The following is a 12113-nucleotide window of genomic DNA, read 5'->3' as shown; positions in this document are numbered from 1 at the left end:
CCTTGATGGTGTTGGGTATCTACCCGTCGACAAACCCATCATACCGAGGCGCTCCTTTTTTGACAAAGCCCATTTCTTAGGCTATACAGGAATGTTTAGCTTAAAGGTTTATTGAGTTATCGTCTCTTATTAACAACAGGGTTTACTGCTTAAATGGAAGTATATGTTCATACTTTTCTATATTTAAATCTTGAAAATAATCCTATTAAGAGAATACTAGCTGAAAATAATACGCCAAGAAAATATAAACTTAAATTATCAAATTTAACTGCGTATCCGACCCTAGAGGTTTGAATTAACGGAAAATTTTCCATATTGTCCAAGTACAGATGAATTACAATTAACGAGAAAAAAGAAAACAGAGTGCCACTTACGATGGATATTATGAATATTCTTCCAATCCTCCCTACCTTTAATCTTTGGTAAAACATAGAAGGCATAATCAAAACGATTGGAAGAGCACACCAAAAGTAATAAAGAACTGCACCAATATATGGGTTGCTAAATTTATTAGAAAATATAGCGGATCCAATAATAAATGATAGAATGAACGATATTAATACTGAGAAACAGCTTAAAAATAAAACAAAAATTGTAACTTTAATGAATTTACTTTTTTCAATACCCATTGCTTTTCACCTCCTGATACCTTGTTAATTCTATGATCAAAAAGTGCTTTACTTCCCTCAACATAGCACCTCCCTTGTTCAAATCCCTTATCTAAATATACCACATATTGGAAGTATCCTGCCCGTTACTTCAACCGACAACGGCAGCCGGTCGTGTGCCGGCTGCCGTCAAGTAGCGATTGAACTATCGTTCGCGCTTAGTTTAGAAATGTTTTAAATAACTCTTACATATGTTTCTCGTCCATTCATGATAGTTCTCCCAAGTATCCCAAACGTTCTTGCTCCATTCCATCAGCATTTCATTACGTTTCACCTCTACTATATTAAGAACATCTGCAACCGACAATGCGTATGGTCGGATTGGAAGAATAAACGAAGACCATTTAATATTTCTTTTCGCTAGTTCCATATGTGCGTGTTGTACCTGTCTTCCTGTGTATTCACGCTCCACTGCCAAATATAGTCCGATTAAGGAAAATGCAGTTCTAATGTTTTTTACCCTATTACCAGAATGTTGAGCACCATATGCGTCAACCGCATGTTGGGTACGAAACGTTACATCTGGACTCATTATAAAATTTGCAGATAGCTCATGATACAACTGTATACACTCACCCGATGCATTATATTGGTCACTAAATTCCAGATTCTTATTTGGAAGCATTACCCCACAACCTGGACATGTTTTATTATTTACCACCGCAATTCACACTCCCTATAACAACGATCAACATCATAATGGACTTAATATTCTTAATTCCCTGATTAAAGTTATTATCCTGCATGTTAGCCCATTTGTTATTCTATCTGACGCATTACTGCCCTTTAGTTGAGAAAAGGCGGCCGATCATTTGCCCGGCCGCCTTCATGCGTTATTGATTGAACTATCGTTTTGCGTTAGGGAGCGTAATTCCTTTTGGAAATGAGATTGATTAATCCCTAATCCTTGTATCTTATAACAGTCCCCGCAATAAAGTCGTATGTAGTTTGTTTATTTTTGCTCCATATTGGACTTATCAAGTAGATGAGTACCAGACAGTAGACCGTAGCTAATAATGAATAAATGAATGTATTTGGGTATTTAGAAGGAATGACCATGTGCCATATGGTGAAATGGGATAACTCCCAAGGTGCAAATTTAAGGGCAGAACGAAAAAGCGAGGATCCGAGTCCGATTGAATGACCGTTAATGCCAGTCACCACTACCCCCATTTTTCGTTTTCCCCATGTAGCATGCGATTTCGATCCCTCACATACGGCAAAATAAAGATATACAGGCAGAGTAATGAATAGAAATCCATTGATCTCCGCCAACAATGGATTTATCGTAAACAGTGGAATCAACAAAGGTCGTATAAGAAAAGATACTCCAATTAACAGGATTATATAGCCCGCAATGATAACATAATCCCATAAAAAGGCTATTATTCGGGTGCCTAAAGATACGTTTTTTAAATTTCCATGCTTAAGCATAGCTCTACTCCTCTTGACCAAAATAAGGAACCTAACGCTTTATTCGGAATTTTATTCAATTATCCTGTCCGTTAAGCATAGAAGGCTTCTGATCAATTTTGTTGGTAACCCTCTCCTGATGGTTATTAAGCTCTAGTTTCCCTTTAGCGCAATGATCGTTGATTTTAAACTCCTATTCAACTTTTAGGAAAAATCCACTGTTCTGGATAACCCCTTTTTGATGAAGCTGGGGTGTGAATATCAAGCAAATTAATAATTGCTCTGTACCAAGCAATATTTTCTTTCCCATTCAAAGAGTACGTAATTTTATAGAACACATTCCCCTTCCCGCCTTCTTTTATTGGAGTTTTCTTGATATCCACACTTTCAACTCTTGATACTTGTCCACCTAATTTGCCTATAACTGATTGTATTTCTGTTTTGTGTCGATTGTTAACCGATCCTCTCCCAATAAGGGAGAGGATCAGTATAACTGGAGCTATTATACATATCGTAATAACCAATTTTTTATTCATAAATAATCCCTTTGTTGACACGTAAATTGGCTCATTCGCAGGATCTCTCAAAGAAAGCACGGAGTACCGAGATTTTTACGCTTTAGGGCATAGACCCGTTCCGTTAACGTTGATCGGACTCCACACCTTGGATAGATAGGACGAAGGAATGTGAGGGCAAAGACCCGTCGAGATTTGGGAGAGTGAATCCCCAAGGACCTTGTGGAGAGAAGCGTGCAGCAAACCATTTTTATGGAAGATGTTGTAAAGAAGTTCAGCACCTTCTGTTCCCGCATGCGCTCTAACGGAACTACCTGCCCCACAAGACCCAAACAACTGAACTCCTAATTACCATGCATATTGAAATCCTGCGAATGAGCGAGCATTCGTGAGAAAATCCTTATTCTATGAGGGAGCTGAGCGGTTAATTTTATCTTGTCGGAATCGGACAATGTTCTTGTCACAGATTGGCAATGTTCTAGCCATCCGACACGACTAGATATTATTTGTTTTTGTCCTCTGATATTTGCTTATTTACTCCATAAGGATTGTTGGCTATGCATTGTCCATATTTATCGTAGGAATTTTTATCACAGCGGTCTCAGAACCCCTCCTCTGGCATCTCTCACAATTACTTTCCTGATGATTTTGCATGTATTTATAATTACAAAATATAATCTACTATGCTCACTAATGGACTGGGCCCCTATCTGGCTAGCAGCCTTTCAAAAAGCATTTACAATTTTATAAGGAGGATTTTTTATGCAGCTGCAGGTTGAAGAGAATGGCATTGTGACATTGACCGCGGAAGGTGAAGAACTCATTAAAGACAGCCCTATGTATAACGAAGGGTTGCGCCCAACGAGAAAAGATGAGCATAACTGGACAGCTTACAACTTTTCCAGCTTATGGATCGGCATGTGCATTTGTCTTCCGTCTTACGCGCTTGCTGCCGGGTTAATTTCGCTTGGGATGAATTGGTGGCAAGCGGTTGGAACGATTTTTTTAGGCAATCTGATTGTCCTCATCCCCATTTTATTAAATGCTCATGCCGGAACAAAGTATGGTATTCCTTATCCGGTCTATGCTCGTCTCTGGTTCGGCTCAAGAGGAGCACATATTCCATCGATGGCTCGAGGCATTATTGGCGCAGGCTGGTTCGGTATTAACTGTTGGTTCGCCGCGGGAGCGCTTGATACCCTTCTAGTCGCTATGAGCGGATGGGAAAATGTAGCAGGACACCTTGGGATTTCCTTTGCAATTATGTGGGGCTTAAATGTCTGGATTGCTTATAGTGGACCTAATGCTATTCGCAAGATGGAATTCTGGGCGGCTCCTACTTTAATTGTGATGAGTGTTGCGTTGTTGGTGTGGGCTTTAACTTCTGCTGGGGGCTGGGGCCCGATGCTATCCGCTCCTTCTAAATTAACCACCACAGTAGAATTCATGAAAGTCTTCTTCCCAGCCTTGACAGGAGCGATTGCTTTCTGGGCAACTTTAGCACTGAACATTCCTGATTTTGGTCGTTACGCCAAAAGCCAAAAAGCGCAAATTATCGGTCAATCTTTCTCAATGCCTACAACTATGGGTCTATTCTCTTTCATTGGCGTAGCCGTTGCTTCGGCCACAGTCGTTATTTTCGGCGAAGCCATCTGGGATCCCGCGGCTATTTTAGCTAAATTTTCACCCTTTGTCATCTTCCTTGGAACCTTAGGGATTATTTTAGCTACAGTCACCACAAACGTAGCGGCAAATGTCATAGCTCCTGCTCGCGCCGTAGAAAATCTTATGCCTAAAAAGCTGACATATCGTACAGGTGTTCTTATTACCGGTCTTGTTGCACTTCTCATGCAACCGTGGTACATACTAGAGAATTTTGGAAACTATATATTCGTCTGGCTTGGAACATACGGCGCATTATTAGGTCCCATTGATGGAATCGCGATTGCCGATTACTGGTTCGTTCGTAAGCGGAGAATTCATTTATCTGAGCTCTATCAACTGGATGGAAGATATTCCTACCGCGGAGGCTTTAATCAAAAAGCGATTTATGCTCTCTTAATAGGTATTATTGTCCCAGTAGTATGTAAAAACATTTCCCCATTAACTTTCGTCTGGGACGGGGCATGGATTTTCGGATTAATCCTCTCCATGTTCTTTTACACATGGTTTATGAACAACGATGGATCTTTGGTTTCCCATACGGAATATAAATCAGTCACTAAACATATTGGCGAAAAAACCTCTACGTGATTAGATGCTGAAGAGTCTGTCCCTTTGGTCACTGTAGACCTTTAGGGACAGACTCTTGTGCTTGTAGCTGACGTTCGCGCCCAGGTTATGTTGTCTATCTTTTCCGTTAGCGGAATAAACGGAGGAGATTTTCACTACATTTTAAGTACTCCCTTTAAATAATTATTCTACTTTGCAATTCCTTTATTGTGGTCACCCAGTTCCCGTAATCTTCTGTTTCCTCCCATAATTCTTTGAGTTCAGATTCCGCAAGTATCTTTTCTAAAGCTTTGTGGGATTTCTCTATTAGGTTTGTCCCCTGCCCTTTATGTTGTAATATCCATTCTTGAAGTTCATCTTCATTTATTTCTTTTCCTGGTCTATTTTGTAACGCTGCCAGTATTTCAACTGCTCCTATGGCAATACATGCTACATCTGCGTCTAAGTAATTGTCTTCTAAAACCATTTCAATAGATTCCGAAAGTAAATTAATATCTTGAGCTTCTACAAGTTCAATTATCCAATCTTGTACTGTATCATTTTCGAAATTTCCAATTCCCCATGCTCCCATGTATGAATAGCCTCATCTCTTTTAAAGGTTTAAAATAATTTTTGGGTACAAATTTAATAATTAGATTAGTATTTTAGGTATTCGATAAATGATGAAAGTATCCTGCCCATTACTTGAATGAACAGAAAAAGAGCTGCTGTTATGCAAGTTCCTTCACTATCGTTCGCCGAGGGAGCTCAACAAGTCACCAAATACCTTCAATGGTAATATTCAATTTTTTAAGCAAAGCATTGACCACATCTAATGCTTCATCCCGCTGCTTGTAATCCGAAGTACAAAATATAATCATTTCTAAATCATTTTCTGTTTTTTGTATGAGTTCTGCAATATCGTCTGGTACGGCTATCCAAGATAAATTATGTTCTAATTCAGCAATGCTGTAAGTACCTTCAATAAATTTACGACAAGCTAATTTGAGCTCGTACAGACTGTCATTAATCGGCTTCCAATCAGAATCTCTTTTGTCGTGTTTCGTTGGTTTTCTAACATATTGAGTTACTTTTTCCTCGCAAGTACCATACCGAATATAATTCTTTTGTGCCTCCACCAATGGTATCTTATTGGCTCCTAAATCATATTCATTCATCTTTTGAAATGGGTCATCTTCCCAAAAACATATTGGGCATATGTCATAATTCCCATCACTGTCTATCGTTTTATACCCGCAACATGGGCATGTATATTTTTTCACAGTACACCTCAATTGCGTTTTTATTTATCATAAAACATCTAGCCTCCGACTGCACTCTCCTGCCCTTCCTAATCAAAACAAGGAGTAGCTGCTGTGGCAGATTACTCCTTGTTTTGGTTGAACTATCGTTATCCGTTAGTGCAATCGCAAATGCCCCGAAGAGTGGATACGGTGTTAATGAAGGGTCGGGCATCTCATTAATTAATCAATTCCTTAGTTCCAATATGTGACTAGCTTTATAAATTCCTTCAGCATTGGAGAAGCCGAAATCTTTATAAAATTTATCAGCAACTGGATTGTTGGTAGATAAAGTAAGTTTCCGAAAGTGCTTTTGTGCTTCAACAATTATTCTATTTAGAAGTGCCTTTCCTACACCTGTACCTCTATTCTTACGCAAAACATATAAATGCCTCACTCGACCTACATCAGTAATCCTAAGATATGGATCAATATTCAATCCTCCAATTCCAACTATTTCATTATTAATTTTAGCAATGTAAAGAGATTCGCCTTTTCTATCAAATTTGTTACTCCCATCTACATACTCATCGATCAAAAGCATTACAAATTTGTATCCTTCGGATATGCTGTCGTCCACAAGCATTTTAAGTTCATATTGTTCGAGGGATGTAACTTTTTCAATTAGTATCATAGCTTTACCATCGTACATTTTTGGTTCACCGACCTTTCGTATAGCGTCTTTTTTACGAACTAAATAAAAAATCCATACATGACTATTCGTGAAGTGGTTGAATTATCCTACCCGTTACTTGAGAAAAGGCAACCGATCCACTTGGGTCGACTGCCTTCTCATGTTGTTATTGAACTCTCGTTTCCCGTTAGTTGAACGAACACTTGGGCAAGTGATCAGTCAATTTGATCAACTGAAATCACCTCGATTGCATTGCAATAGAAGTTTAAAACTTCACATTCGATATCCCGTATCCAAAAATTCAATGCACACCAACCATCTTCTTTAATATCTACAATATCAAAAATACCAAGTTGTATTATTTTTCCGCTGGCATTAATACTAAAACTTTCTATCTCTTTAAATCTAATTTGTATTCTTAAGTTTATTTCATCCTTATTGGATAAGAATTCAATATCAAGCATTGAGATATCTTCATAATGCTTATTTTTGTCCATGTAGTATTTAAAAGAAGAAATACATTCCAAATTAGACCAAGTAAAATTTGGTATTCTGGATTGTAATAAGGCTAAATTTTGAATCCTCATAGTCTTCTCCTTTCTACACGGATCTTTATGTAACAGGCTTACAATCGATAACGAGCAAAAATAGGGCAGTCGATTGTTCTGTCAATTGCCTCATATCATATTTAGCTATAGTTCCCGTTAACGTAAGCCAGTTTGCATAGTCAATCTTCGAATTACTTCGTTTTTGAGATCTTCTGTAATCCCTGTTCTAAAATCTGTCTCAACAAAAAATGGTTCTAACTCACCCATTTTTTCCTCATCGTCAATAATAACAAAGCATTCTACATCACGACAGGTATCTAGAAATGCTTTGATTTCTTTTCCTCTGATTGTTTCCCCGTTAAAGGAAGGAGTTAAACCAATTATGCAGTCATCGATTCCATTAGCTTTAAAGATCGATTGTAACTGAACCAAGGTTCTTCCTTCTCTCCAGGAAGAAGAAATAACGATTTTAGCATCTGTGGCATTAAGAATGTCAATTAGATATCTAACAGAAATAGGATCAAATTTGTTGCCAAAATATTTATCACTGGGAATTAGTGAATTCGTGGTGACTAAAACACCATCAATATCTAAAAAGATTATTTTCAAATTAGATTCACACTCCTCAGTTAATAATCAACATACGCGCACGTTACATCCATATATTAACATAAACTATTGAAGATAACTGCCCTTTAGCTCAATAGGCTGCCGGAGTTATTCGCGGCAGCCCATCTGTGTTGTTTAGAGTCGTTTGTTTTATAAACGTACCATACTGCTTTCACCTGAAAATAGCTCTAATTCTTTTGTAACTGTTTCTTTCATCTTAGTCGCACAGTTCTCACTACAAAGTGCAAAGATGCCATCCTGTCCATTTCTTTTTGCTTCTGAGTCATCGGCCACAACTATTAAAGGAACATTTGTTTTTCTAGTTTTTAAATATAATGAAATTATTCTTCCATCTTTCTCGTCAAATTCAACTCCTGAAGCAAACTTGACATTTAGACCGTAGCAGGGCTTATCTTCTTTGATTTTCTTCATACACCATGAGCATCTTAGCATCACTAATTCCTCCTAATTCTTTAAAGTCTTTTCATGCTTTTATTACTTTTGTTCTCACGATTGCGTAATGAAGATCGAATCCAACCAAGTGCCGAATTGCCCGAAGCGTGAATATGGTGTTAGCTGATATTCCTGCCCTCTCTGAATTACCCCATACGCTCTTTAATGGATTTATAAAATCCTAGAATATCTGAATCAATTGGCAAGCCAGATACTTGCCCATCCCCAATTTCAATAATTATCCAGTCACCAGAATCTGTCTTTCCGATGTCCATTGTAAAAAAGTTACTTCCAATATTCTGAGCAAGACGATTGAAGATCGTTAAATCAGGTTTCTCATCATCGTAATGAATATCTTCCCAATAATCGAATTGAAAAAGAAATTGTTTTTGGAAATAAAACAACCTATATTCCTTTGAAAGTGGTATCTGACTCTTAGAATGCATAGATATTCTTTCAAGATTCACGAACTCTCTAAATACTATACCTTCATTAATGTCCTCACCTTGTCGATCAATGAAATTCTTGATTACAATGGTTGCGTGATTTCTATCCGAAGCATCAGGTATGAAAAATGATTCGTTCCATTCGTGTTTTCTAGATTTCACATAGTCCTTTATGATTATTGGCTTGTTTCCAAACGCAGACAGATTCCTATAGATTTTATCGAAATCATTATTTAGGTTTTGAATATGAATCCAATTGCTATAAGGGGTAAAGTCTTTAATCTTATCATAAGAATTGGGAAACCAGTGACCATTCATATATGCATCAGGATTGTTGATGAGAATTATATTCTTCTTTTGTAATCCGTTGTATAAGTTTTCATAGTTCTTAGGCTTCATCATCCAGCCTCTATATAGAGCTAATTCATGAGATTCAACTGCATTAATCTTACTTAGGGACTTGTCAGTATTGCCTTCCAATAACTCTTCAAGACTAATCAACTTGACAGACAACCCAAGTGATTTAGCAATGGAGTATTCCTTCTCATAATCAAAATCAACTGCATTTTTATTCATCGGATCTGAACAAAAAATAAGAAACATATAGATTCGACTCCCATATTGGATTTGATCTTGTACTTTAAGCTAACGTCATATTTGCGAACTTCACAAACACCTTAAATGTAAAACATATTCGTGAGTCGGATTAAACTTTCCTGCCCGTGTAATTGAGAGAAGGCAACCAATCCACTTGGACCGGCTGCCTTTTCATGTTGTTATTTATTTAGCTTTAGTTCTTGCGTTAGCGCAATGATCCGCCTGTCATCTATGGTACATTGTAAAGTAGATAAGGCTACCGATCAAATGTTGTCGGTAGCCTTATTTCTGGATGTCTATTGAGGCGGTACTACTTGGAATTAGTACTATCCATCTATAAGATTAAGTCAGTAAAATCAAATTGACAAATCAACTGGAGGTTCACCAATGAACTGGTTATTTTATTTTGCATTAATCCTGACATTCCTAGCTCTATTCATCTCTCTACAAGGAGGGGATGGGTTTGAGCCATTGTTAAATATGATTGTTGCTCTCCCAATCTTCATTCTTGCTGCTATTTTACTTATCATCTGGTGGTACAAATCAAATAAAACTCGTAAATAAAAGGCAGCTGATCGTATGCCAGTTGCCATTTCTTGATTGAACTATAGTTCTCAGTTAGTTCAGAAAAGCCCCGATGCTGTATCGCTACAGTAATTCATGAATTACAAAATCAGATAGTATAGTTCTTCTCATTTATCCTACGGGAATGAGATAAAGTTCTTGTCAAAATCGGGAATGACAAGAACTTTATGTGCAGCGCTTTGTTTGTCACGGAGCTCATTGATTCGTGAGGCCCCGTTTTTGTTATGACTATATGTGTAATAGATTAGGTTCTCGCTATTGCTAGTAGCGTATTCGCCCATTCCTGCAAGTCCTCGTTGGAATCGGTCATTTGTTCAGCTAATGCTATGCAGTTTTCACGCTGGTCTTCTGTAAGCTCTCCTGCAAAATGTAGTGCTTCCTGATAATATGCGATGAGCTCATAATCATTGCGTTCAAGAGGCTCATTCCAATCAAACTTTTTCATTCGCTCCAAACACTCCCTAGCAAGAGAGTTACTGTAACACTCCAGACGCATAAATAGATCATATTCGAATTTGATATATTGGGCTGGTGACTCTGGCACATAGTCCGAATGAACAGCAGGAAGCCAGTAATCCAATGCTTCACTCACGGTTAAGCCTGCAGTCTTATCAATTTCCGCTTGGAAGAGCGCATCCTTCTCCTTAACATCTGGAAACAAGCGATAAAACAAGTCAAGATCTATTGTTTTTCGCATCGTCAAGCTGTAGTCCACATAATCATTTCCCGTCGCAGCAAATGCGATAAAGTCTTCTGTTCGTTGTAACGGAGCAAAGGCATTTTCCTCAATAAGATGAGCTACTGCCTTCAAGGTAAGCAGATTAAACCCGTCTTTCAGAATACCCGCTTCGAAGGCAATCACAGGCTCATCCTCTTCGCTTAAGCAGTCGTCCTCATCCAGGTCCATGACCGAATAAGCTAAGCTTTCAAAAGCTCTGATGATACGGCCGCTATCCCCCATATCATCCGGGAAGAACTGAAAGCTAAAGTCCCCTTGATTGTATTTTAACGAAAGGACCTCACTGACTTCCTGGTATTTGTCTCCGTACTTGCCGCCACGATACCTTTCCAGCGTATTCGCAAATCGATCTAGTGTGTTCATATAGATGTAGTAGCTATTATGTTCGTCAGAATATAAATTAAAAGCGTATACGTTCTTGTTATCTGGGCCCTCTGCAAAAGATTGAATTACAAACTTACAACCTTCCACCAGCTCACGGATAAAGACTTCTGCTGTAATGAGTTCTACGCCCTCTGGTTTTTCTATACTGAATTTAGCCTCGTCACCTTCACACATCACGTAATAACCTTCCTGGTAGATAGGTGTTTTTTCATCCAGTAGTCGTCCAAGTCTTGAATAGTAGGTGTTCATATCATTGCTCCGATCTGTATGTTTTCAAGGATTCCGATGAGCTTAATCTATTCTCTAATTTCTTCAACGATAAGTTGAAGGCATCTATTATATTGTACCATCTTTCCCGTAAAATGGTATGTTCTACCTTCTTGAAGAAAAGGAAACCTGAAGATCATGTATCAGCCCAAGGGAGTGAAAAGTGGATTCGCTTTGGTTGTCGGGAATGGGATAATGTTCTTGTCATACATCGGGAATTGGATAAAGTTCTTGTCATTGAGATTTGACAACAACCTTATCCCATAAAATAAAAAGCCGCGTATTACACGGATATTAATGGGATAATGTTCTTGTTACCCGACAAAAATCATCTTCCAGTCAATCGGTCAAAGTAACTGGACAAACCGAAATATATTTGTCGGTTGGACGCTCGATGCCACCACGCAAATCTGCCCAATAGTTTAATGGCAAAAGGAACAGTTGCCTCGACAATCTGTTCCAGTTTTTTGAACTAACGTTCCTCGTTAGTTGAATCCCCAATCACAAACGAGTTGTCTTCACGAACCCAGCTATTCATTTAATAGAATTACTTCATTCCCATCTTTATTCATATGAAACCCGTCAATCACAGGAAGTTGAAATCTTTCTTTAGTTGTTGAATTAAATTGTAATACACATAACGCTTTATGCCCTTTTCCAATCTTATCCACGGGTAAATATACAAGAGGGTTTATAATTGTACAAATTCTGCATTCAATTTTATTAATTGCCTTGGGATTATT

General features: G+C 38.1%; 13 protein-coding genes and 1 pseudogene. 2 read left to right on the top strand and 12 right to left on the bottom strand.

Annotated elements, in window-relative coordinates:
* Positions 1-831: 831 nt before the first annotated feature.
* The 3 genes from L6I86_RS35195 to L6I86_RS35185 all read right to left on the bottom strand — a co-directional run bounded on the left by L6I86_RS35195 (position 832) and on the right by L6I86_RS35185 (position 2617).
* Positions 832-1329 carry a DUF5946 family protein gene (locus tag L6I86_RS35195; RefSeq protein WP_236293559.1) on the bottom strand — a complete coding sequence of 166 codons (498 nt, stop codon included), beginning with the start codon at positions 1327-1329 and terminating at the stop codon, positions 832-834.
* Between the two features lie 239 nt (positions 1330-1568).
* Positions 1569-2102, bottom strand: coding sequence for an RDD family protein (locus L6I86_RS35190; RefSeq protein ID WP_236293557.1), 534 nt, complete (start codon positions 2100-2102; stop codon positions 1569-1571).
* Between the two features lie 176 nt (positions 2103-2278).
* Complete coding sequence (locus L6I86_RS35185; protein WP_236293556.1) at positions 2279-2617, bottom strand: hypothetical protein; 339 nt, start codon at positions 2615-2617, stop codon at positions 2279-2281.
* Positions 2618-3358: 741 nt separating this feature from the next.
* Between L6I86_RS35185 and L6I86_RS35180 the strand changes: the two genes are divergently transcribed.
* Positions 3359-4849, top strand: a complete 1491-nt coding sequence (locus L6I86_RS35180; protein WP_236293554.1) for an NCS1 family nucleobase:cation symporter-1 — start codon at positions 3359-3361, stop codon at positions 4847-4849.
* A 154-nt stretch (positions 4850-5003) separates the two neighbouring features.
* Here L6I86_RS35180 and L6I86_RS35175 read toward each other — a convergent pair whose 3' ends face one another.
* From L6I86_RS35175 to L6I86_RS35145, 7 genes and pseudogenes are all read right to left on the bottom strand, one after another.
* Positions 5004-5399, bottom strand: coding sequence for a DUF4259 domain-containing protein (locus L6I86_RS35175; RefSeq protein ID WP_236293552.1), 396 nt, complete (start codon positions 5397-5399; stop codon positions 5004-5006).
* A gap of 436 nt (positions 5400-5835) precedes the next feature.
* Positions 5836-6090 (bottom strand): annotated as a pseudogene (locus tag L6I86_RS35170) (CPCC family cysteine-rich protein); the annotation flags it as partial.
* Positions 6091-6295: 205 nt separating this feature from the next.
* On the bottom strand, positions 6296-6760 hold the full coding sequence (locus L6I86_RS35165) for a GNAT family N-acetyltransferase (protein ID WP_236293550.1): 465 nt from the start codon (positions 6758-6760) through the stop codon (positions 6296-6298).
* A gap of 197 nt (positions 6761-6957) precedes the next feature.
* Positions 6958-7329, bottom strand: coding sequence for a hypothetical protein (locus L6I86_RS35160; RefSeq protein ID WP_236293547.1), 372 nt, complete (start codon positions 7327-7329; stop codon positions 6958-6960).
* Between the two features lie 117 nt (positions 7330-7446).
* On the bottom strand, positions 7447-7899 hold the full coding sequence (locus L6I86_RS35155) for an HAD domain-containing protein (RefSeq protein ID WP_236293545.1): 453 nt from the start codon (positions 7897-7899) through the stop codon (positions 7447-7449).
* A 150-nt stretch (positions 7900-8049) separates the two neighbouring features.
* Positions 8050-8331 (bottom strand): hypothetical protein, encoded by a 282-nt coding sequence (locus L6I86_RS35150; protein WP_236293543.1) that lies wholly within the window; start codon positions 8329-8331, stop codon positions 8050-8052.
* A 167-nt stretch (positions 8332-8498) separates the two neighbouring features.
* Positions 8499-9374, bottom strand: coding sequence for an ATP-grasp domain-containing protein (locus tag L6I86_RS35145; protein WP_236293541.1), 876 nt, complete (start codon positions 9372-9374; stop codon positions 8499-8501).
* 408 nt (positions 9375-9782) lie between these two features.
* Between L6I86_RS35145 and L6I86_RS35140 the strand changes: the two genes are divergently transcribed.
* Complete coding sequence (locus L6I86_RS35140; protein ID WP_236293539.1) at positions 9783-9959, top strand: hypothetical protein; 177 nt, start codon at positions 9783-9785, stop codon at positions 9957-9959.
* A 265-nt stretch (positions 9960-10224) separates the two neighbouring features.
* Here the strand turns inward: L6I86_RS35140 and L6I86_RS35135 are convergent, their stop codons facing one another.
* Both L6I86_RS35135 and L6I86_RS35130 read right to left on the bottom strand, forming a co-directional pair.
* Positions 10225-11352 (bottom strand): DUF4303 domain-containing protein, encoded by a 1128-nt coding sequence (locus L6I86_RS35135; protein WP_236293537.1) that lies wholly within the window; start codon positions 11350-11352, stop codon positions 10225-10227.
* Between the two features lie 548 nt (positions 11353-11900).
* Positions 11901-12113: hypothetical protein (locus L6I86_RS35130; RefSeq protein WP_236293535.1), on the bottom strand; the 213-nt coding region annotated here is incomplete at its 5' end.

It is taken from the genome of Paenibacillus allorhizoplanae (assembly GCF_927798215.1).
Classification (GTDB): Bacteria; Bacillota; Bacilli; order Paenibacillales; family NBRC-103111; genus Paenibacillus_E; species Paenibacillus_E allorhizoplanae.
This window is presented reverse-complemented; position numbering and strand designations above follow the sequence as displayed.